This window comes from Streptomyces sp. NPDC052236 (assembly GCF_044548015.1).
In the GTDB taxonomy this organism is placed as follows: Bacteria; Actinomycetota; Actinomycetes; order Streptomycetales; family Streptomycetaceae; genus Streptomyces.
Window position 1 is genome coordinate 51,356 of the sequence record NZ_JBIUBL010000036.1, and the last position, 20,759, is coordinate 72,114.

Annotated in this window: 18 protein-coding genes and 2 pseudogenes; 12 read left to right on the forward strand and 8 right to left on the reverse strand. The window is 71.0% G+C overall.

Annotation, left to right across the window (positions count from 1 at the left end):
- Window position 1: 1 nt before the first annotated feature.
- Complete coding sequence (locus ACIHCQ_RS39155) at window positions 2-946, reverse strand: carbohydrate ABC transporter permease (RefSeq protein WP_399673463.1); 945 nt, start codon at window positions 944-946, stop codon at window positions 2-4.
- Between the two features lie 32 nt (window positions 947-978).
- The gene (locus ACIHCQ_RS39160; protein WP_399673465.1) at window positions 979-2,307 is read right to left on the reverse strand and encodes an extracellular solute-binding protein; all 1,329 of its coding nucleotides are present in this window, start codon (window positions 2,305-2,307) and stop codon (window positions 979-981) included.
- A gap of 324 nt (window positions 2,308-2,631) precedes the next feature.
- Here ACIHCQ_RS39160 and ACIHCQ_RS39165 point away from each other — a divergent pair, with 324 nt between their 5' ends.
- From ACIHCQ_RS39165 to ACIHCQ_RS39195, 7 genes are all read left to right on the forward strand, one after another.
- Window positions 2,632-3,681, forward strand: a complete 1,050-nt coding sequence (locus ACIHCQ_RS39165) for a LacI family DNA-binding transcriptional regulator (RefSeq protein ID WP_399673468.1) — start codon at window positions 2,632-2,634, stop codon at window positions 3,679-3,681.
- A 60-nt stretch (window positions 3,682-3,741) separates the two neighbouring features.
- Window positions 3,742-6,168 (forward strand): glycoside hydrolase family 3 N-terminal domain-containing protein, encoded by a 2,427-nt coding sequence (locus tag ACIHCQ_RS39170; RefSeq protein ID WP_399673470.1) that lies wholly within the window; start codon window positions 3,742-3,744, stop codon window positions 6,166-6,168.
- 17 nt (window positions 6,169-6,185) lie between these two features.
- Window positions 6,186-8,171, forward strand: a complete 1,986-nt coding sequence (locus tag ACIHCQ_RS39175) for a beta-galactosidase (RefSeq protein WP_399673472.1) — start codon at window positions 6,186-6,188, stop codon at window positions 8,169-8,171.
- A gap of 117 nt (window positions 8,172-8,288) precedes the next feature.
- Window positions 8,289-8,825, forward strand: a complete 537-nt coding sequence (locus ACIHCQ_RS39180) for a GNAT family N-acetyltransferase (protein WP_399673474.1) — start codon at window positions 8,289-8,291, stop codon at window positions 8,823-8,825.
- A gap of 70 nt (window positions 8,826-8,895) precedes the next feature.
- Complete coding sequence (locus ACIHCQ_RS39185) at window positions 8,896-10,395, forward strand: ABC transporter substrate-binding protein (RefSeq protein ID WP_399673476.1); 1,500 nt, start codon at window positions 8,896-8,898, stop codon at window positions 10,393-10,395.
- An 80-nt stretch (window positions 10,396-10,475) separates the two neighbouring features.
- On the forward strand, window positions 10,476-12,224 hold the full coding sequence (locus ACIHCQ_RS39190) for an ABC transporter permease subunit (RefSeq protein ID WP_399673517.1): 1,749 nt from the start codon (window positions 10,476-10,478) through the stop codon (window positions 12,222-12,224).
- A gap of 5 nt (window positions 12,225-12,229) precedes the next feature.
- The gene (locus ACIHCQ_RS39195; RefSeq protein WP_399673519.1) at window positions 12,230-13,498 is read left to right on the forward strand and encodes an MDR family MFS transporter; all 1,269 of its coding nucleotides are present in this window, start codon (window positions 12,230-12,232) and stop codon (window positions 13,496-13,498) included.
- Between the two features lie 5 nt (window positions 13,499-13,503).
- Here ACIHCQ_RS39195 and ACIHCQ_RS39200 read toward each other — a convergent pair whose 3' ends face one another.
- Together ACIHCQ_RS39200 and ACIHCQ_RS39205 are read right to left on the reverse strand one after the other, a co-directional pair.
- Window positions 13,504-14,964, reverse strand: coding sequence for an aldehyde dehydrogenase family protein (locus ACIHCQ_RS39200; protein ID WP_399673478.1), 1,461 nt, complete (start codon window positions 14,962-14,964; stop codon window positions 13,504-13,506).
- A gap of 112 nt (window positions 14,965-15,076) precedes the next feature.
- On the reverse strand, window positions 15,077-15,775 hold the full coding sequence (locus ACIHCQ_RS39205; RefSeq protein WP_399673480.1) for a GntR family transcriptional regulator: 699 nt from the start codon (window positions 15,773-15,775) through the stop codon (window positions 15,077-15,079).
- Window positions 15,776-15,861: 86 nt separating this feature from the next.
- Between ACIHCQ_RS39205 and ACIHCQ_RS39210 the strand changes: the two genes are divergently transcribed.
- Window positions 15,862-16,803 (forward strand): carbon-nitrogen hydrolase family protein, encoded by a 942-nt coding sequence (locus ACIHCQ_RS39210; protein WP_399673482.1) that lies wholly within the window; start codon window positions 15,862-15,864, stop codon window positions 16,801-16,803.
- 523 nt (window positions 16,804-17,326) lie between these two features.
- On the opposite strand, the gene ACIHCQ_RS39215 is transcribed toward ACIHCQ_RS39210, so the two are convergent.
- The gene (locus ACIHCQ_RS39215; RefSeq protein WP_399673484.1) at window positions 17,327-17,830 is read right to left on the reverse strand and encodes a hypothetical protein; all 504 of its coding nucleotides are present in this window, start codon (window positions 17,828-17,830) and stop codon (window positions 17,327-17,329) included.
- A 110-nt stretch (window positions 17,831-17,940) separates the two neighbouring features.
- On the opposite strand from ACIHCQ_RS39215, the gene ACIHCQ_RS39220 reads away from it, so the two are divergent.
- The 3 genes and pseudogenes from ACIHCQ_RS39220 to ACIHCQ_RS39230 all read left to right on the forward strand — a co-directional run bounded on the left by ACIHCQ_RS39220 (window position 17,941) and on the right by ACIHCQ_RS39230 (window position 18,833).
- The gene (locus ACIHCQ_RS39220; RefSeq protein WP_399673486.1) at window positions 17,941-18,450 is read left to right on the forward strand and encodes a winged helix-turn-helix transcriptional regulator; all 510 of its coding nucleotides are present in this window, start codon (window positions 17,941-17,943) and stop codon (window positions 18,448-18,450) included.
- Between the two features lie 2 nt (window positions 18,451-18,452).
- Window positions 18,453-18,620, forward strand: a pseudogene (locus tag ACIHCQ_RS39225) (sigma factor); the annotation flags it as partial.
- 36 nt (window positions 18,621-18,656) lie between these two features.
- The gene (locus ACIHCQ_RS39230; protein WP_399673488.1) at window positions 18,657-18,833 is read left to right on the forward strand and encodes a hypothetical protein; all 177 of its coding nucleotides are present in this window, start codon (window positions 18,657-18,659) and stop codon (window positions 18,831-18,833) included.
- Between the two features lie 23 nt (window positions 18,834-18,856).
- On the opposite strand, the pseudogene ACIHCQ_RS39235 reads toward ACIHCQ_RS39230, so the two are convergent.
- Window positions 18,857-19,171: pseudogene (locus ACIHCQ_RS39235) on the reverse strand (response regulator transcription factor); the annotation flags it as partial.
- Window positions 19,172-19,326: 155 nt separating this feature from the next.
- Between ACIHCQ_RS39235 and ACIHCQ_RS39240 the strand changes: the two are divergent.
- Entirely contained in the window at window positions 19,327-20,076 is a 750-nt protein-coding gene (locus ACIHCQ_RS39240; RefSeq protein ID WP_399673490.1) for an HAD family hydrolase, read from the forward strand.
- Window positions 20,077-20,080: 4 nt separating this feature from the next.
- On the opposite strand, the gene ACIHCQ_RS39245 is transcribed toward ACIHCQ_RS39240, so the two are convergent.
- Together ACIHCQ_RS39245 and ACIHCQ_RS39250 are read right to left on the reverse strand one after the other, a co-directional pair.
- The gene (locus ACIHCQ_RS39245; protein WP_399673492.1) at window positions 20,081-20,494 is read right to left on the reverse strand and encodes a PIN domain-containing protein; all 414 of its coding nucleotides are present in this window, start codon (window positions 20,492-20,494) and stop codon (window positions 20,081-20,083) included.
- Window positions 20,491-20,751 (reverse strand): CopG family transcriptional regulator, encoded by a 261-nt coding sequence (locus tag ACIHCQ_RS39250; protein WP_399673494.1) that lies wholly within the window; start codon window positions 20,749-20,751, stop codon window positions 20,491-20,493. The genes ACIHCQ_RS39245 and ACIHCQ_RS39250 overlap by 4 nt, the downstream gene beginning before the upstream one ends.
- Window positions 20,752-20,759 lie beyond the last annotated feature (8 nt).

The following is a 20,759-nucleotide window of genomic DNA, read 5'->3' on the forward strand; positions in this document are numbered from 1 at the left end:
CCTACATCCCTTCCAGCGTGCTGCGCATTTTCGTGTAGCCGGAGAAGCGGACGATGAGCAGCGACAGCGCGGTGCCGAGCAGCACCAGCGCCAGGGCGATCACGCTCGCGTACCCCATCTCGTAGTTGTTGAAGGCGTTGACGTACATGCGCTGGGGCAACACGGTCGTCGCGGTGCCGGGGCCGCCGTTGGTGAGGATGAGGACGGTCTCGAAGTACGTCAGCGAGCCGACGAGCATCAGCACCGAGGAGATGACGATGGTGTTCTTCAGCTGCGGCAGCGTGATGTGCCAGAACTGCTGGTAGCGGCCCGCCCCGTCGATGAGGGCGGCGTCGTAGAGCATGCGCGGCACCTGGCGCGCGGCCGACTGGAACAGCAGGGTGTGGAACGGCACGAACTGCCAGGCCACGACCGCGACGATGGCGGACATCGCGCCGTTCGCGCTGCCGAGGAAATTGCCGTCCGGGAAGCCGAACCAGGGGCCGATCGTCGCGGCGAGACCGAAGTTGGGGTCGAGCAGCGTCCGCCAGGTGATGGCGATCGCCGCCGTCGACATCAGCAGCGGCACGAAGAAGATGGCGGACAGCACCGCGCGGTTGAACTGGTGCCCGGCCGCCCAGACGCCGAGCAGCAGGGCGAGCGGTGTCTGCACGGCCCAGCACAGCACCATCAGTAGGAGGCTGATGCGCAGCGATTCCCAGACGGCGCTGTCCGAGAGCACGCGGGTCCAGTTCTCGAGACCGTTGAACTCGGGCGTGCCGAGGCCGTCCCAGGAGGTGAAGGACAGCACGGCGACCAGGATCAGCGGCAGCCCGGCGAACAGCGCGAAGAACAGCCCGGCGGGCAGGATCCAGAGGAGACCCGGGCGGGCGGCCTTGTCCACGCTGCTCTCGGCCGAAGCCGCGGCTTCGGCCGGGCCGAGACCGTGCCGCTTTCGTTTCGCCACCCGGGTCGGTCGTTCCTGCCCCAGGAGACCTGTCACTTGATCTTCTCCATGGCGTCGATGAACTGGTCCGGTGTCATCTGCTTGAGGAAGACCTTCTGCAGGCTGGTCAGCAGGGGGTTCTTGTACTTGGGGGAGAGCGCCTGGTCCCAGGAGAGCGTGAAGCTCGGCGCCTTCTGCACCATCTGGTAGACGTACGTCCCGAATTCGGGGTTGGGGGCGGTGCCCAGTTTCGACTCCAGGCCCGCGACGGCCGGCACGTCCCCCGCCTTGATGAGCGCGTCGACGTAGGTGGCGCTGGCCATCTCGTCCTTGAGGAACTTGACCGCGGCGTCGACGTCGGCGGACTTCTTGTTGACCGAGAAGTAGTTGGTCGGGTTGCCGACCACCGAGGCCGGATCGCCCTTGCCTCCGGCGACCGACGGGAACGGCGCGAACGCCAGGTCCTTCTTCGCGAACTCCGGGTGCTTGTCGAGCTGGTTGGTGTACTCCCAGGTGCCCATCACATGCATGGCCGCCTTGCCCCGGGCGAACAGCAGCCCCGCGCCGTCGTTGACGTAGTTGACCGAGGCGAAGTTGGTGCCGAACGCGCCGCGTTCGACGAGCTCCTGGATCTTCTCCAGGGCCTGCTTGACCGCCGGGTCCCGCCAGGCCCCTTCCTTGCCCGCGGCGATGTTCTCGAAGACCGACGCGCCTCCGATGCGGTCCACGAGGTACTCGATCCACACCAGGTTGGGCCACTGGTCCACGGCGCCCAGCGCGAACGGCTGGATCTTCTTCGACTTGAAGAAGTCGACCAGGGCCAGTATGTCGTCGTAGGTCTTCGGGGCCTCCTTGCCGAACCCCTCGAACATCGTCTTGTTGTAGAAGACCAGGACGGTCTGCATGCCGCGCAGCGGTATGCCGTAGTACTTGCCGTCGATCTTCCCGGCGTCGAGGACGGAGGGCAGGAAGGACTGCTTCCAGGTGGCGTCCGCTTCCAGCTGCGCGGTCAGGTCGGCGATCTGGCCGGCCTCGACGTACGGGCGGAGGCTGCCGGCGCCCCAGTTGAAGATCAGGTCCGGCGCGTTGGACGAGCCCATGCCGACGCGGAGCTTGTCGGAGTAGCCGGAGCTGCCGGAGCTGGCGAACGGCACCAGCTTCAGCTTCGACTCCGAGGACTTGTTGAAGTGTGTGATCGCCGCTCTCTGGATGGGGTTCTGGGCCTCGTCCTGCAACGCCCACACCTGGAGGGTCTTGGAGCCGCCCTTCGACCCTCCGGGTCCGGAACTGCCGCAGGCGCTGAGAAGCGGCACGGACACGGCGACGGCTCCGGCGGCTGCGGTGGTGAGGAAGAAACGGCGTGAGAGGGGTTGGGTGGACAACGGGGCCTCCTGGGATTGGGTGGGGCGGTACCACGTGGTGAGGAGGTGGTGGGGGTACCTCCCACGCCGCTAGGGCGTAGGGGGAGTTACGACGGATAGTCGATACTTTTTCGAAAAGATGTCGGCAAGGTGTTGCTGACGTACCCTAGGAATGTGGTTTTGCCGGGTCAAGAGCCCGGACGAATGTTCTGCAAAATCGATCGAAGCCGTTATCGAGGCGGGCTGGGCCAGGCTCAAGGCCGGTGAGGATCTTTCTCTTCCTGCCTCTGGGAGCGGCCGAAAGCTTGCGATACTATTCGCAACCTCAGGCAGTGAAGGAGCACCGTGGGACGCGACGTTCAGACACAACAGGAGACGGGTGAGCAGCCCACCCGCCCCACGCTCGCGTTCATCGCGGCCGAGGGCCGGGTATCCCAGGCCACGGTCTCGAAGGTCCTCAATGGACGTACCGACGTCGCCCCGGCGACCAGGGAACGCATCGAGCGACTGCTCAAGGCGTACAACTACCTCCCGCCGGGTGGCCGCAGAGCCCGTCGCTCCGGACTGATCGACCTCGTCATCGGGGGTCTCGACTCCCCCTGGGCGGTGGAGATCCTGCGCGGTGTGGAGTCCGAGTGCGCCGCACGCGGCGTAGGCACGGTCGTCTCCTGTGTCCGCGGCGACGACGCCCGGCCCTCCAGTTGGACTTCGCTGCCCGCGCTGCACCACAGCGACGGCGTGATCCTGGTGACCGGGCGCATGACCCCGCAGCAGCGCGCCCAGCTCGAACAGGCGGGCGTCGCGCTCGTCGTCATCGACCCGGTCGACCTGCCCGACAGTGATCTCGCCAGCGTGGGAGCGACCAACTGGGCGGGCGGCCTGGCCGCGACCGAGCACCTGCTCTCGCTGGGGCACCGCAGGATCGCCGCGATCGGCGGCCCGCGCGAGATGCTCTGCACCCAGGCGCGCCTCGACGGCTACCGCGCGGCGCTGGAGCGCGCGGGCGTCCCGCTCGACCCGCGGCTGATCCGCTACGCGGACTTCCGGTACGAGGGCGCCTTCGAGCAGTCCCAGGCGCTGCTGGCCCTGGACGACGCGCCGACCGCGATCTTCGCGGGCAGCGACCAGCAGGCCATGGGCACCTACGAGGCGGCCCGCCAGGCGGGTCTGCGCATCCCCGAAGACCTCAGTGTCGTCGGTTTCGACGACCTGCCGCTGTGCGACTGGCTCTCCCCGCCGCTGACGACGGTCCGGCAACCGCTGGAGGAGATGGGGCGGGTCGCGGCCCGCACGCTGTTCCAGCTGCTCGACGGCGAGCCGCTGGTCAGTCCGCGGGTCGAGCTCGCCACCGAACTCCGCGTCAGGCTCTCCGCCGCTCCGCCGCGCGGCGCCTGAGCGTGTTACGTACCGCCCAAGTCTGCTTGCCAGCCCGCTTGCCAGAAGGATGGTGTCTCTGTGACCGAAGCGCTTCCGCAGACCGTACGTGAGAGCGAGGCCGCCACCGACCCGTGGCGGGACACGACGCTGCCCGTGGCCGACCGCGTCGCCGACCTGGTGGACCGTATGACGCTCCGGGAGAAGGTCGCCCAGCTCGGCGCGTTCTGGGCCGCGCCACCGACCACCGGGGACCCGGTGGCACCCATGCCCGACGACCTCGGCGGTACGGCGCTGACGCTCGGCGAGGTGGCGAAGGACGGCCTGGGACACCTGACCCGGATATTCGGCACGGCGCCGATCGGCCCGGCCGAGGGCGCGGCCCGGCTGCGCGAGGTCCAGTCCGAGGTGGCGCGGGCCAACCGTTTCGCCATCCCGGCGATCGCGCACGAGGAGTGCCTGACCGGGTTCATGACGTGGAAAGCCACGGTCTTCCCCGCCCCGCTGGCCTGGGGCGCGTCCTTCGATCCCGCGCTGGTGGAGGAGATGGCCACGGCGGTCGCCGCGAGCCTGCGGCGGGCGGGCGTCCACCAGGGCCTCGCGCCGGTCCTCGATGTGACCCGCGACTACCGGTGGGGCCGGACGGAGGAGACCATCGGCGAGGACCCGTATCTCGTCGGGGTCATCGGGGCCGCGTATGTCCGCGGCCTGGAGCGGTCCGGGGTGGTGGCGACACTCAAACACTTCGCCGGGTACGCCTCGTCGCGGGGCGGACGGAACCTGGCCCCGGCGGCGGTCGGCCCGCGCGAGTTCGCCGACATCATCATCGAGCCCTTCGCCATCGCGCTGCGCGAGGGCAGCCCACGGTCGGTCATGCACTCGTACGCGGATGTCGACGGCGTCCCGGCCGCGGCGGACCGGCGGCTGCTCACCGGACTGCTCCGTGAGGAGCTGGGGTTCACCGGGGTCGTGGTGGCCGACTACTTCGGCGTCTCGTTCCTGGAGACGATGCACGGCGTCGCGGGCTCGCGGGGGGAGGCCGCGGCCCTGGCCCTGCGCGCGGGCGTCGACGTGGAACTGCCCGCGAGCCGCTGCTACGGGGAGCCGCTGCTCGACATGGTCCGTACGGGTGCCGTGCCCGAGGAACTGGTGGACCGGGCGGCGTCCCGGGTGCTCACGCTGAAGTGCGAACTGGGCCTGCTGGATGGGGAGACGCGCACCGCCCGGCTCCGTACCGGCGAGGAGAATGTCACCGCGCCGCTCAGCACCGGCAGGGAAAGCGGCACCGAGTCCGGCCTCGACTCAGGCATGGACTCAGGCCTGGACTTCGACCCGCCCGAGCACCGGCGGCTCGCCCGCAGGCTCGCCGAGCAGTCCGTCGTCCTCCTCGCCAACGACGGCGTACTGCCCCTCGCTCCGGACCTCGGCCGAATCGCTCTGACCGGGCCGCTCGCCGACGACGCGCGGGCCATGCTCGGCTGCTACTCCTTCCCGAACCACATGGGCAGCCGCCATCCGGAGATGTCGCTGGGCATCGAAATCCCGACGCTCACGCAGGCGCTGGCCGACGCGCTGCCCGACGCCGAGATCACCCTGGCGGCCGGGCACGACGTCCTGATCGCCGACGACGCCGACATCGCCGCCGCCGTCGCCGCGGCCCGAGACGCCGAGGTCTGTGTGCTCGCGCTCGGCGACCGCGCGGGCCTGTTCGGCCGCGGCACATCCGGCGAGGGCTGCGACGCCGCCACCCTCGCACTGCCCGGCCGCCAGGCCGAGCTGGCCGCCGCGGTGCTGGACACGGGCACGCCCACGGTGATCGTGGTGCTGTCCGGCCGTCCGTACGCGCTCGGCGCGCTCGCCGACCGCGCCGCCGCGGTCGTCCAGGCCTTCCTCCCCGGCGAGGAGGGCGGCACCGCGCTCGCCGGAGTCCTGTCCGGCCGGGTCGAACCATCGGGCCGCCTCCCGGTGAGCGTGCCGCGCGGCCCGGGCGGCGAGCCCGGCACATATCTGCACTCCCGGCTCGGCGGCCCCCACGAGTGGAGCTCCGTCGACCCCACACCCGCCTACGCCTTCGGGCACGGGCTGACCTGGACCAGCTTCGGCTACACGGATCTCGCCGTGGACCCGGCCGTGGCCACCGACGGCACGGCTCGCGTCACGGCCACCGTCCGCAACACCGGCGACCGCCCGGGGACCGAGGTCGTGCAGCTCTACCTGTCCGACCCGGTGGCCTCGGTCGTACGCCCGGTACGCTGGCTCGCGGGCTGGGCCAGGGTTCGCCTCGCACCCGGAGAGGCCGCCCGGGTGGCGTTCACGGTGCACGCCGACCGCACCTCGTTCACCGGCCAGGACATGCGCAGGATCGTCGAACCCGGCACGATCGAGGTCTCCGTCGGCTCGTCCAGCGCCGATCTGCCGCTGCGCGGTTCGTTCGTACTCGAAGGCCCGGAGCGCACGCTCGGTCCGGAGCGCGTCATGACCGTGCCGGTCGGGATCGAGCACCTGTGAACGCCGGGGACGCGAGGATGGCTGCTCTGCGGAGCCGCCTGGGCGGACGTCTCGCCTACGGCGGGGACTACAACCCCGAGCAGTGGCCGGAGGAGGTGTGGGCCGAGGACGTGAAAATGATGCGCGAGGCGGGCGTCAACCTCGTCACCGTCGGCGTGTTCTCGTGGACGCTCCTCGAACCCGACCCCGGCCACTACACCTTCGACTGGCTCGACCGCGTCATGGACCTGCTCGCGGACCACGACATCGCGGTGGACCTCGCGACCCCGACGGCCGCCCCGCCGGCCTGGCTGCCGTACGAACACCCCGAAACGCGGCCGCTGCTGGCGGACGGCACCCGGCTGACCTTCGGCTCCCGGCAGCACTACTGCTCGTCCTCCCCCATCTACCGCGCCAAGGCTGCCGCCCTGGTCGAACGGCTCGCGACCCGCTACGCCACCCACCCCGCGCTGGCGCTGTGGCACGTCAACAACGAGTACCCGGGCGTGGACGGCTGCCACTGCGACGCGTCGGCGGCGCACTTCCGCCGCTGGCTCGCCGACCGGTACGGGGACCTCGACGCCCTCAACAGGGCCTGGGGCACGTCGTTCTGGAGCCAGCGCTACCGCGCCTGGGCGGAAATCACGCCGCCTGGGAAGGTCCTCGGCGCGGTCAACCCGGCGCAGCGCGTCGACTTCCGCCGCTTCAACGGCGACGCGGCGCTGGAGTGCTTCACCGCCGAACGCGACCTGCTGCGCCGGATCACCCCCGCCATACCGGTCACGACCAACTTCATGGCCTCGTACAAATTCCTCGACTACTGGAAGTGGGCGGCCGAGGAGGACGTGGTGGCGCTGGACGCCTACCCGGACGCTCGTGACCCGCTCGGCCACGTCAAGGCCGCCATGAACTACGACCTGATGCGCTCACTGCGCGCCGGCAGGCCCTGGCTGCTGATGGAGTCCGCCACCGGACCGGTCAACTCCCGGCGGCGCAACTCCGCCCGCCCGCCCGGCCAGCTCCGGCTGCGCTCGCATCAGGCCGTGGCCCGAGGCGCGGACTCGGTGATGTTCTTCCAATGGCGGGCGTCCGCGTTCGGCGCCGAGAAGTACCACTCCGCGATGGTGCCGCACGCCGGCGCCGATTCACGGATCTGGCGCGAAGTCGCCGCGCTGGGCTCGGAGCTGCGGGACCTCGCGGAGGTCGGTGGTACGCGGGTCGAGAGCGAGGTCGCGATCGTCTGGGACTGGCCGAGCTGGTGGGCGCTGGAAGAGGGCGGTCGGCCCTTGGCCGACCTGGCCTTCCATGACCAGGCGCTGGCCCACTACTTGCCGCTGTGGCAGGCGAACATCGCCGTCGACATGGTCAGGCCGGGTGCCGATCTGTCGCGCTACCGGCTGCTGGTCGTGCCGAACCTGTACCTGGTCGACGCCGAGGGCGCCGCGAACATCACCGCCTTCGTGGAGCACGGCGGCCACCTGGTGATGTCGTACTTCAGCGGCATCGTGGACGAGAACGACCAGATCATCCTGCCCGGCGGCCACCCGGGCGCTTTCCGTGACGTACTCGGCGTACGCATCGAGGAGTTCAACCCACTCCAGGACGACGAGAGCCTGACGCTGCGCTGGTCGGACGACGGTTCGGTGAGTACGGCGTCGCAGTGGCAGGACCTGATGCGTACGGAGAGCGCCGAGGCGCTGGCGACATTCACGGACGGCATGTTCGGTGAGCTGCCGGCGGTCACCCGCAACACGTATGGCCACGGCACCGCCACATACATCGGCACCCAGCTCGACACCGAGCGCCTGGCATCGGTGTTGACGGACGCGGTTGCCACGGCCGGTGTACGCCCGGTCGCACAGGTCCCGGAGGGGGTGGAGGCGGTGCGCCGCCATGCGGCGGACGGTGGAAGCCATCTGTTCCTGCTCAACCACACGGACGCCCCGATCACGGTCGAACTCCCCACCAAGACAGCGCTGCACCTGCCACCACAGGGCGTCACGATCCTGCGGGAGGAGGCCTGACCCTGCCGGGTGGGCGAGGACTGCGCGCGGTCTGTCCGCACCTCGACACCTGGCTCAAACGGCTGGAAGCGCCGACTCGGTAGGCCAACCCGTGCAGTTAATGCATATCATGTGCAGGTGCATGACTACTGCATTAGGCCAGCGACCCCCGACGACCTCGACGGCGCCCGAGTTGTCATGCTCGACGCCGTCTACCGCGACTTCGGCACGGGCTACGTGCCGTGCTGGCATCGCGACATCATCGACCCCGCGGCCGCCTACCTCGCGCCCGCCCGCCACGCCCTGCTGGTCGCGACCGACGAGCGCGACGGCTCCGTCGTAGCGACGGCCGCGCTCGACTCGCGCGGGCCGGCGCATCCGCCCAACCCCCGTTGGCTGGCCGAGCGTTTCCCCTCCGGCGAGACCGCGCAGCTGCGGCGGGTCTACGTGCGGCCCGAGCACCGCCGCCGAGGTCTGGCCCGGCGGCTGGTCGCGGAGCTGCTGGAGTTCGCCAGGGTCGACGGTGGCTACCGCTCCGTGTATCTGCACGCGTACGCGTCGGCGCCCGGTGCGCAGGAGCTCTGGCGGTCGCTGGGCAAGGTGGTGTGCGAGGAGCGGCAGGACGGGCCCGGTGGCGGCGGGATCCTCCACTTCGAGATCCCCATGGGCCCATGAATAATGGAAATCATGTTCATATACTCTGTCGGCGTACCCCGCCCGTAACGCTCCCCGAAAAACGAGGATCATGCGCCCTCTCCGCCCCCGGTTCGCCGCCGGACTGCTGCTCGCCCCCCTGCTCACCGGCTGCTTCTCCTCCGGCGGCTCATCGGCGTCCGGCGGTTCGACCGCCTCGGACGGCGGGCGGCTGCGCGTCGCGCTCGCCTTCCCGCCCACCCAGAACCTCTCCCCGCACGGCCAGGACGCGTTCAGTCTGGCCCGGCTCGGGATCTCCGAAGGCCTGACCCGGCTGGATGCCAACGGCACCGCCGCTCCCGCTCTCGCCGAGTCCTGGAGTGCCGAAAAGGGCGGCCTGAGCTGGCTATTCACGCTGCGGGACGCGAAGTTCCAGGACGGTACGGAGGTGACTCCGGCCGCTGTCGCCGCCGCCCTCACCCGTGTCACCCAGGCCAAGCCGGTGCCCGCCGCGCTCTCCGGCGTCAAGCTCACCGCACAGCCCGCGGGCGAGGGGCGGGTGCGCGTCACGACCGCCGTGCCCGATCCCGTACTGCCGCAGCGGCTGTCCAATCCGACCCTGGCCGTGTTCTCCCCCAAGGCCTACGGGAAGGGGGCCGTCTCCCCGATCGGCACCGCGACCGGCCCCTTCGAGCTCACCCGCGTCACCGGCGCGACCCAGGCCACCCTGAACCGCTTCGACGACTACTGGGGCGGTCGCGCCCAGGCGTCCGGCATCGACGTGACATGGACGGCCGACTCCACCGCCCGCGCCAACGCCCTGCGTACCGGCGCGGCGGACATCGCCGAGGCGATACCCGTCTCGCAGGCGGGCTCCCTGGACAAGGGCACCGTCCGCGAGACGCCCACCGGACGCACCGTCAGCCTGTCCCTCAACTCCAGTTCCGGGGCGTTCGCCGACCCCGGGCTGCGGGCCGCCGCGCGGGAGGCCATCGACACCTCCGTACTCGCGAAGAATGTGTACGAGGGGAAAGCCGACGCCGGGCAGGGGCTGTTCGGGCCCGCCCTGACCTGGGCGCCGGGCAAGCGCGTAACGCCGGCCGGCCGGGCCAAGGCCACGGCGCCGAAGTCCGCGGCCATCACCCTGGCCACCTATGACAGCCGGCCCGAGCTGGCCGAGGCCGCACAGGTGCTGCAACAGCAGCTGCAGAAGGCCGGATTCAAGGTCAAGCTGGAGGTGCGTGAGTACTCACGCATAGAAAGCGACGCGCTGGGCGGGAAGTTCGACGCCTTCATCGGCTCCCGCAACACGATGCTCGACACCGGCGACCCGGTCTCGGTGCTCACCAGTGACTTCACCTGCGACGGCCCGTACAACCTGGCTCAGCTGTGCGACAAGGCGGTGGACCGGGCCGTCGCCCGCGCCGCCGGGATCACCGACACCGCCGAGCGGCGGGACGCGGCCATGGCGGCGGAGGCGGCGATCCTCGCCACCGGCGCGGTCGTTCCGCTGGTCCACGAGCAGGCGGTCACCGGAGTCGCGGCCTCGGTGCGGGGTGTGCTTCTCGACCCGTACGAGCGCGCCTTCGTCGGCACCGGGACCCGGCGCTGAGCGGGGACATACGCGGCGCGTTGAGCGGGGGGCTGAGCGGCGCGCTGCGCGGCCTCGTACCGCTGTGGCGCGGCGCGCTGATGGCCGCGCTGGTGTGCGCCATCGGGCTGCTGCCGTGGCTGTCGCGTACGGACCCGGCGCTGACCGTGCTCAAGGCCAGGTCGGCCGAGCGCGATCCCACGCCCGAGGCGCTGGCGGCCGTACGGGATCAACTCGGACTCGACGCCGGGCCGCTGCGGCTGCTCGGACAGTGGTTCGGCGGGCTGCTGCACGGTGACGCGGGCCGGTCCTGGACGTCGGGGGCTGAGGTCATGCCCTCCGTCGTCCAGGCTCTGGGCGTCTCGCTGCTGCTGGTGGCCGGGGCGCTGGCGGTCGCCGCGCTCACGGCCGGACTGCTGTGCGCGCGCACCCTGTGGCTCGGGTCGCGGCGCCGGCTCGCGGGCCGCCGGAGCGGTGGCAGCGGGGCGGCGGTCCTCGCGGCCTTGCCCGAGTTCCTGACCGCGTCGGTGCTGGCCACCGTGGTCGGCGTACAGCTCGGCTGGCTGCCCGCCCTCGGCTGGTACGGCCCGCGGTGGATGGTGCTGCCCGCGCTCTCGCTCGGGCTGCTCGCCGGGGCGGTGCTCGGCCGGATGCTGGACGATCTGCTGCCCGGCGCGTTCGCCGAGCCGTGGGCGTCGGCCGCCGCCGCACGCGGCATCCCGCCGCGCGCCATCGCCCGGCACGCGCTGCGGCGCTGCGTGCCCGGACTGCTGCCGAACCTCGGGCTGTTCGTCGTCGGCCTGACCGGCGGCTCCGTCGCCGTGGAGCAGATCTTCGACATCCCCGGGCTCGGCCGGCTCACCCTGCGGGCCGCCGTCGCCCAGGACCTGCCGGTCCTTCAGACAGGCACCCTCGCCCTCGTGGTGGTCGCGGCTGTCGCCGCCGGGCTCGCCAGGCTCACGGCCCGGCTGCTCCTGGGACCCGCGCTGCGGGACGGGGCGCTCCAGTCGCTGCACCGGCCGGAGCCGCCCGCGCCCCGGACACCGCCGCTGGTGTACGGCGCGCTGCTGCTCGGCGTCATCGCGCTGGGCCTGCTGCGCGATCCCCTGGCCCTGGACACGGCCGCGCGGCTCCAAGCCCCGTCCGCGGCGTACCCGTTCGGCACCGACGGTCTCGGCCGCGACGTACTGGCCCGCGTCGGGCACGGGGCGCTGACCACGCTCGCCGTCGCCCTCGCCGTGAGCGCCGCCTCCCTGGTGGCAGGGGTGCTGCTGGGCCTGTCGCCACGGCTGTCGGGCCCCCTGGTCGACATCGCCACCGCCGTACCGCCGGTACTGGCCGGGCTCCTGGTCACCGGCGTCGCGGGCAGCGGCCCGTGGACGCCGGCGCTCGCCGTGGCCGTGGTCGCCTGGGGCCCGCTGGCCGCGCACACCTCCGCGCTGCTGCGCCAGGAACGCGCCACCACGCACCTGACGGCGACCCGCGCGCTGGGCGCGGGGCGCTGGTACCTGCTGTGGCACGGACTGCTGCCCGCCGTCCTGCCGGCCGTCACCCGCCACGCGCTGCTCCGGCTGCCCGGGATCGCGCTGTCGCTCGCGGCCCTGGGCTTTCTGGGCCTGGGCGCGCAGCCGCCGTCGCCGGAGTGGGGGCTGCTGCTGGCCGAGAACCAGCCGTACGCGGAGCGCGCGCCGTGGGCGGTCCTGGCTCCGGCGGCGGCGCTGGCGCTGCTCGGGGCGCTGGCGGTGACGGCGGCCGGGGGAGTGCGGTGGCCCCGGCTCTCCCGGCTGTCCCGGCTGTCCCGGCCGCGTCCGCGGCGTCAGGCCGTCCTGGTTGGAGGGGACTCTTCATGAATCACATGAATCAACTGACGGTTCCGAGGCGTTCTGAGGCGCGTAAACCCGGGCGCGAGCGGATCTGGCCGACCCTCTCGTCCCTCCTGCGGCTGCTGATCGCGACGCAACTCGCCTTCAACGTCGGCTTCTACGCCGTACTGCCCTTCCTCGCCGGTCACCTCGGCGGCGCCATCGGCCTGGCGGGCTGGCTGGTCGGGCTGGTGCTGGGGCTGCGGACGTTCAGCCAGCAGGGCCTGTTCGTGGTGGGCGGCGCGCTCGTCGACCGCTACGGCGTACGGCCGGTGGTCCTCGCGGGCTGCGTGCTCCGCATCGCCGGGTTCTGCTGGCTGGGATACGCGGAGCGGACGTGGTCGGTCATCGCGGCGGTGCTGCTGATCGGCTTCGCCGCCGCGCTGTTCTCGCCCGCGGTGGAGTCCGAGGTCCTCCGGCAGGCGGTGTCCCGGGAGGAGGCGGGCGGCGGGCCGCGGACCGGTGTCCTGGCCCTGTTCTCCATGGCGGGCCAGGCGGGGGCGTTCGTCGGGCCGCTCATCGGCGCGCTGCTGCTGACGGTGGACTTCCGGACCGTCTGCCTCGCCGGGGCCGTCGTCTTCGTATGCGTACTGGCCGGACATGTGTGGCTGCTGCCCCAGCGCATCCCCGGGCGTACGCGCGTGCGCGGGCCCGGTGCCGTACGGGCGCTGCTGCGCAACCGCCGTTTCCTGGCGCTGTGTTGTGCGTACGGCACGTATCTGCTGGCGTACAACCAGTTCTACCTCGCCCTCCCGGCGGAGGTGGCGCGGGTGTGGGGCTCGCAGGCTCCGCTGGCGTGGCTGTTCGCGCTGTCCTCGCTCATGGTCGTGACCGTGCAGCTGCCGGTCACGCGCTGGGCGGCGGACCGGTTCGACCTGCGCCGCTCCATGGCCGCCGGGCTGCTGCTCATCACGGTCGGTTTCGGGGTGGTGGCCGTCGCCCGCCCCGCAGGGTGGACAGGGGCCGGGGGGCTGCTGCCCGCTGTCGGGTTCGTCGCTCTGCTCACGCTCGGCCAGATGCTTGTCGCCCCGGCGGCCCGGGCCTGGGTGCCCGATCTTGCCGACGCGGGCAGGCTCGGCCTGTACACCGGGGCGCTGTCGTCGATGTCGGGGCTGATCGTGCTGGCGGGCAGCGCGGCGAGTGGGTACCTGCTGGACGCGGGTCTGCCGCCGGCCGTGCCGTGGCTCGTACTGGCGGCGTTCCCCGCGGCGGCGGTCATGCTGCTGCCGCGTGACCCGAGTCGTCTTGAGAAGTCGTCTTGAGAACGTTAGAAGGGGTAGTGGGCGTGCTCGGTGGCGAGGGTGACCCAGCGGGTGTTGGTGAAGGCCTCGACGCCCCAGCGCCCGCCGAACCGCCCGTAACCGGAGGCATTGAATCCGCCGAAGGGCGCCTGTGGTTCGTCGGCGACCGACTGGTCGTTGATATGGACGATGCCGGTACGGATACGACGGGCGACCCGCAGTCCGTGGCTCCCGTTCTCGGTGATGATGCCGCAGGTCAGGCCGTTGTCGGTGTCGTTGGCGAGGGCGACGGCCTCCTCGTCGGTGGCGAAGGTGCCGATCACGCACACGGGCCCGAAGGACTCCGTGTAGTACAGGTCGGCTTCCTTGGGCACGCCGGTCAGCACGGTCGCCGGGTGGACCGCCCCCTCCGGCTCGCCGCCGCCGGTCAGCACGGTGGCGCCCTTGGCGACCGCGTCCCGCACCAGGGCGGCGACGCGCCGCGCGGCGGCGGGGCCGATCAGCGGGCCGATCACCGTCGTCGGCTCCTCGGGGCTGCCGGACGGCAGGGCCGCGACCTTGGCGGTGAACTTGGCCGTGAACTCCTCGGCCAGCGACTCGTGTACGAGGATGCGATCGCCGGACATACAGATCTGCCCGGCGTTCATGAAGACGGCGAAGGCGGCGGCGTCGACCGCGTAGTCCACATCCGCGTCGTCCAGGACGATGACGGCGTTCTTGCCGCCGAGCTCCAGCAGCGCGGGCTTGAGGTGCCTGGCGGCGTGCTCCCCGATGATCCTGCCGACGCCCGTGGAGCCGGTGAAGTTCACCGCGCGCACCCGGGGATCGGCGACGAGCGCCTCGGCGATCTCGGCGGCGTCGGCGGGGTCGTTGGTGATGACGTTGAGCACGCCGTCGGGCAGCCCGGCGTCGCGCAGTACGTCGGCGATGAAGAGCCCGCAGGCCAGCGGGGCGTCCTCGCTGGGCTTCATGACGACCGTGTTCCCGGCCGCGAGCGCCGCGGCGACGGAGCGTACGCCGAGGATGACGGGCGCGTTCCAGGGCGAGAAGGCGGCGACCACGCCGACCGGCTCGCGTATCGCGAGGCCGAGGGTGCCTTCCTGCTGGGCGGTGAGCACATCGCCGCGCGGGGCGGTGATCGCGGCGGCGGCCTCGGTCAGCATGTTGGCGGCCAGTCCGACGTTGAAGTACGCCCATGGGCGGGTGCCGCCGACCTCCCCGGCCATCAGATCGGCGGCCTGCTCGGTGCGCTCCTGAAGCAGAGCGGCGGCTTTGAGGAAGACCGCCCGCCGGGCGAACGGACTCAGGGCGGCCCAGTCGTCGAAGGCCGCTTGGGCGGCGTCCACTGCCAGGGTTACGTCCTCGACGCCGGCGGCGGCCACGGTGGCGTACACCGCGCCGGTGTGAGGGGTGATGTCCTGCGTCGTACGGCCCGACCGGGCGGGCAGGTTCTTGCCGCCGATCAGCAGCTCACGGGTGATGGTCATCGGTTTCCTTTACGCCCCGGGCGGTTGTTGTTCGCCTGGTGAAGTTATGTTCGGAGAACTTCGAGGCCGTGAGTCTGCAACCGGGGGGAGAAGGCTGTCAACGGAATGGGCCCTACTGGTCCGGATCCGCCGCCTTGAGGAGGTCGAAGGCGTGGTTCCGGTGTGCCGCGAAAAGCCGTAGGGCGCGGTCGGTGTCGCGCGACTCCAGGACTTCGGCCAGCTCCCGGTGTTCGGTCGCGATGTGCTGGGCGTAATCCTTGTCCGTCCCGCCATCCGTCTCGCCGTCCTTCTCGCTCACGCTTATGCGCATCAGCAGGAACAGATGGACCTGGGAGCGGATCGCCTCCCATGCCCGCTCCAGGCGGCCGTGGTGGGCGGCGGCGTAGACGGCGTCGTGGAACTCCAGATCCAGCCGCACCATCGCGTGCTTGTCCTCGGCGTGGCCCATCCGGTCAGCGGTCTTCCCGATGGCCGCGAGGTCCGCCACGGAGGCGTGCTCCGCGAGGCGCTCGACGGCCAGGTGCTCCAGGGCACCGCGGAGGCTGTTCAGCTCCTCGGCGTCCGCCGCGGACAGGGTGGTCACGGTGGTGCCGCGGTGCCACTCGCTCTGGACGAGACCTTCGCGCTCCAGCCTGAGCAGCGCCTCGCGTACCGGGCCGCGGCTGACCTGGAGGGCGGTGGCCAGTTCGACCTCGCGCAGCTGGGCCCCGGGCGCGTAGACGCCGGAGAAGATCGCGTCCCGGATCCGGTCCGCGACCTCGTTCGCCATGCCGCGCCGACGGGCCGGTGCGATGCCGCTCTGATCGGCCACCCTTGCTCCCCCTTGAGCTCGATTGTATGAATGTTAACATCCGGACAACGCTCTGTGGTTCAGACGACACAACAGGAGACATCGACATGCGTGTTGCCGCCGCACAGGCCAGGCCGTACTGGCTCGATCCGTCCGCGACCACCAAGAAGGTCCTCGACTGGCTCGAAACCGCGGCGGCACAGGGCGTCGAGCTGATCGCCTTCCCCGAGACCTTCCTGTCGGGCTACCCGTCCTGGCTGGAGCACACCGGCGGTGCCCGCTTCAACGACGCCGCCCAGAAGCGCGCGTACGCGGCCTATCTCGATGCCGCGGTCGAGCTCGAAGGGCCGGAACTCGCCCGGATCACCGAGGCCGCACGCGACCTGGGCATCTTCGTGTACCTCGGCACGACGGAGCGTGGCGTGGGCACCGGACGGGGGACGGTGTTCTGCACACTGGTCGCCATCGATCCGGTCGGCGGCGTCGTCAGCGCCCACCGCAAGCTCATGCCGACCCACGAAGAACGGCTGGTCTGGGGCCTGGGCGACGGCAACGGACTACGCGTACACCAGGCGGGCCCGCTCCGGGTGGGCGGCCTGAACTGCTGGGAGAACTGGATGCCGCAGGCCCGCCACGCCCTGTACGCGCAGGGCGAGGAACTGCACGTCAGCGTCTGGCCCGGCAACCCGCACAACACCGCGGACGGCAGCACGCGCTTCATCGCCCGCGAGGGCAGGATGTTCCACCTCGCGGCCAACGGCCTGCTCTCCCTGGCCGACATCCCCGCCGACTTCCCGCTGCGCGCGGAGCTGGAGGAGGCCGGGGTGACGGACTACTGCCGCGGCGGCTCGGCGGTGGCGGCGCCGGACGGCAGCTGGCTCGTGGAGCCGGTCGTGGACGAGGAGCGCCTGGTCATCGCCGACCTGGACGTGGCCCGCGTACGGGAGGAACGCCAGAACTTCGACCCGGCCGGCCACTACAGCCGACCGGATGTCTTCACGGTCGAGGTGGACCGTCGGCGCCGGGAGGCTTCACACTTCCGCGACTGACACGGTCCGCGCTCGGCCGGCCGAGGGGGTTCCTGTAAGGCTGCTACGTTGCCAGACGTTCTCCGGGACGTCATAGACCGCGCTCGCCGCAGCAGGCAGGAAGGCCGTTGTGAGCGACAGCGCAGAGTATGAGCGGCATCGACAGCTCGCGGAAGAGGCTGAGGATGCTTGGCTCAACCGCTTGGCTGACGGGGCGGAGGCGGAAGGCCTCAAGGGATCTGTGTCACTGGAGGAAATGGCCGTCGCTGTCCGAAACCAATACGGCTGATCGCGATGGGTTTCGTCACGTGATTGGCCCCTGTATGCCCTGTCGCCCCGGCGGCCGACATGCTGAGGCGTGCTTCCCGCCGGCTGGGTGCTGACGGCAGCCGACCGCCGCGGCCTGTACGGCGACCGTCCGCTGCGTGAGGTTGACGACTCCCTCGCAGGCCGAGGGAGAGCGCGCGGACGAGCAGGAGGAGCAGCAGGAGTAGGGCGAAGCAGGCTGAGCGGTCCTCGGGCCCCGGCCCGGACGGGACCACGATCACGCCGCGGCAGGGGTCAGCAGCGCTGATGTAGCCCTGGCGTGCAGCGAATCCAAGGTCCTGATCTGCTGATCCACCCTCTCCAGCAACTCCTGGAGCCGCCCCGCGTCCAGGCGGAGGTCGTGCGCCGCCGTCGCGAGCAGGGCGCGCCAGAGCAGCGCCTTGCCCTGCACCCCCAGCCGCAGGGCCTCAAGCTCGACCACCACACTGAGGCCGGAGCTACGCAACAGGCGGCCGTTGGGCTTCATACGCGCGACCTTCTCGCCCACCCACGCCCCGCACAGCTTGTAGCGCTGTACGGGAACGTCGAGGTCTCGCAGAATTCGTACGAGCGCCTGCCGGTCCTCCGCGATCTCCGTCGCGAGATTCTCCAGGTCGTCGCCGTACGGCGAATTCCGGTACTGCTGGACCATGCGCCTGGCTAGCTCGACACCGGCCGTCGAACCGGCCAGATGATCGTTGAGGTATACGCCCAGCATTCGGTGCCGTTCTTCAACATCCATGGTCGCCTCCGGGTTCCGGAACCTTTCGATGGCACCCGAGTGCCCCCTCTGCGGCACTCAATCGGCCCTCCACTCCTCACACACTGTGCGTAGCCCCTTGATGAGGCAGCATGGAAATGCGAACAAAACGCGACATTCATGTGCGCTACCGAAGGGGAGTGTGCGCCATGGACGAGGACATACCTCAGGGCGCGAACACGGCCCAGAAAGGCCCCTCCGTCCGTCTGTCGCCCTGCTCCACCTGGCCGCCTGACAAGGTGGACATCATCCGGCACATCCTGGAACGGGCCGGGGACAAGTGGAGCGTGCTGGTGATCGCCAGCCTGCGGGACGGGCCCCGGCGCTACACCGACCTGCAGCGCACCATCCCCGGCATCTCCCAGCGGATGCTGACCCTCACCCTGCGCCAGCTGCGACGCGACGGCCTCGTCACGAGAACCGCCTACGCCGAGGTGCCCCCACGCGTGGAGTACGCCCTGACCACTCTGGGCGCCACCCTGCTCGGCATCGTCGCGTCACTGGCCGACTGGGCCGTCACCCACCACGCCGAGATCCGTGAGAACCAGGCGCGCTTCGACGCCTCCGCAGTCGTCGCACGGAGACCAGTGGATCGACAGTGACAGTGACGGACAAGGTTGTAGACAGTGCGTCCGAGCCGGACAGCGAGGAGTTCACCCGCCTGGCGGAGCCGTTCAGGCCCGAACTGGTGGTCCACTGCTACCGCATGGTCGGCTCGGTCCACGACGCCGAGGACCTGGTGCAGGAGACATATCTGCGCGCCTGGCGCTCCTGACTCACCCCGGCCACCGACTTCGGCGCGAACGCCGTGGCCGGCTACGCCGCCCGGCAGGGTGTGGATGTCCCCACCTTCCTCGGCAGCTTCGGGCCGACGCTCACCCCCGAACAGGTCGGCAAGGCGATCCTGGAGCTGGCCACCGAGCCGGGTCACGACCAGCTCGCCTACATGCTCACTGCTGGCGAAGGTCTCAGCCCGGTCGGCTGAGGGCCCGGGGCAGCCGCCGGCCGTCAGAGCTCAGGCGGTGGTGTGGCCCGTACGAGACCGGACTGGTAGGCGATGACGACCAGCTGGGCGCGGTCGCGGGCCTGGAGTTTCGCCATGGCGCGGTGGATATGGGTGCGTGCGGTCAGCGGGCTGAGGAAGAGCTTTTCGGCGATCTCGGTGTTCGACTGACCCTCCGCGGCCAGCGTCATCACCTCCCGCTCGCGGGCCGTCAGCGCCGCCACGCGTTCGGGGGACGACTGGTGGCCGCCGGGCGCGGGCGCGGCGAGGAAGCGGGTGATGAGGGAGCGCGTGGCCAGCGGCGAGAGGAGGGCATCGCCGGCCCGAAGTTCGGCAAGACCGCCACGCACGCGTACGGAACCGTGGCCGACTACGAGTCGGTCATCACCGACACCGCCACCCCCGACGACGAACTCGCGGCCATCCGCGGCTTCGGCGTCCCCACAGAAACAGTCGACCCCGGAGACACCTCCCCGTGACCTTCCCCGTGATACAGGCCCTGTTCGAAACCCCCAGCACCTATCGGCCCACGGTCGCCGAGCTGGCCGCTCCCGTACCGCGGGTCGAAGCCGTGCTGTTCGACTTCAGCAACACGATCTTCCAGATGATCGACCTGGAGGCCTGGCTGCACCGGGTCGGCACCGCAGCCGGCCGCCTCGGCCGGCTGGACGAGCCCGGTGCCCTGGCCGCGATCTCCCAGCAGCTGAGAGACGCCTTCCGGCTGCCCACTGTGGCCGCCCTCCAGGAAGGCCGGGATCTCTCCCGCGAACAGCACCGGCTCGCCATGCTGGGCTGGTGGGAGCACGTGGACTTCCTGCGCGGCGCGGAGGAGACGGCGTACCGGGAACTCACCGCGCCCGACGCCTGGGTGCCCTACCCCGACACGGAACCCACGCTGCGCGCGCTGCGCGAACGCGGACTGCGGGTCGGGATCGTCAGCGACTTCGCGTGGGACCTGCGGGTGCACCTGGCCCACCACGGACTGGACGACCTGATCGACGCGTGCGTCATCTCGTACGAGATGGGCCGGGAGAAGCCCGACCCGCAGCTCTTCCTCAAGGCGTGCGTGGACCTCGGCGCGGAGCCGCGGGCCACGCTCATGGTCGGCGACAACCCGGTCCGGGACGGCGGCGCCACCGCGTGCGGCCTGCGCACGTACATCTTTCCGGCGGAACAGCGCACGGGGGACAGGGGCTTGGCGGAGGTCCTGCGGCTTGTGACCTGAGCGGTCAGACCTTGATGACGGTGACGTGTCGGCCGCACAGTGCGGTGAGGTCCTCGAGGTCCGAGGTGAGTACCGTGACGGGCCCCGGGGCGGCGAGGGCGGTGGCGCAGAGCATGGCGTCGATGGCGTACTTGTGCCCGTGCAGGCCCGCGTCGGAGAGCAGGGCCGACGCGCGGCGAGCGATGGATTCCGTGACGGGCTCCACCACGACGCGCGACAGCGTCCATTCGAGGGCCGGACGCTTGATCCTCGCGTGGACGACTTCGACCAGCGTGGCCGCGCTCGTGATCACCCGCATGTCGTCGGCGCGTGCCAGGGCGAGCCAGCCGGTGACCTCACGGTCGCGCAGCACGGCCTTGGCCAATCCCTCGCTGTCGAGGACGAGCGTGCCGCCGGGTACGGCGGGGGAGAGTGTCATGCGGCGTGCGCTCCAGGCCGCTGCTCCTGGCGGGCGCGCTGCAGTTGATCACGTTTGGCCTGGATCTCTTCCTCGGTGATCGGTCCGTGATCGGCTTCTGCGACTGCGATGAGTTCGTTGAGGTTGTCCCGTTCGATCTGGCGGGCGACGGCGGCTGCGACATACGCGGACAGGCCAGAGGGGCCACCGCGAGCGCGGGCGGCCTCCGCGATGTCCCGGGGCATCGTGATCGAGTACTTCTGGGTAGCTTCACTCATGCTATACA

Coding starts and splice junctions, on each gene's coding strand:
- ACIHCQ_RS39175 (WP_399673472.1), top strand. CDS start 6,186: ATGGCTGCTCTGCGGAGCCGCCTGGGCGGACGTCTCGCCTACGGCGGG.
- ACIHCQ_RS39185 (WP_399673476.1), top strand. CDS start 8,896: ATGCGCCCTCTCCGCCCCCGGTTCGCCGCCGGACTGCTGCTCGCCCCC.
- ACIHCQ_RS39190 (WP_399673517.1), top strand. CDS start 10,476: ATGGCCGCGCTGGTGTGCGCCATCGGGCTGCTGCCGTGGCTGTCGCGT.
- ACIHCQ_RS39195 (WP_399673519.1), top strand. CDS start 12,230: ATGAATCAACTGACGGTTCCGAGGCGTTCTGAGGCGCGTAAACCCGGG.
- ACIHCQ_RS39200 (WP_399673478.1), bottom strand. CDS start 14,964: ATGACCATCACCCGTGAGCTGCTGATCGGCGGCAAGAACCTGCCCGCC.
- ACIHCQ_RS39210 (WP_399673482.1), top strand. CDS start 15,862: ATGCGTGTTGCCGCCGCACAGGCCAGGCCGTACTGGCTCGATCCGTCC.
- ACIHCQ_RS39215 (WP_399673484.1), bottom strand. CDS start 17,830: ATGGATGTTGAAGAACGGCACCGAATGCTGGGCGTATACCTCAACGAT.
- ACIHCQ_RS39220 (WP_399673486.1), top strand. CDS start 17,941: ATGGAAATGCGAACAAAACGCGACATTCATGTGCGCTACCGAAGGGGA.
- ACIHCQ_RS39245 (WP_399673492.1), bottom strand. CDS start 20,494: ATGACACTCTCCCCCGCCGTACCCGGCGGCACGCTCGTCCTCGACAGC.
- ACIHCQ_RS39250 (WP_399673494.1), bottom strand. CDS start 20,751: ATGAGTGAAGCTACCCAGAAGTACTCGATCACGATGCCCCGGGACATC.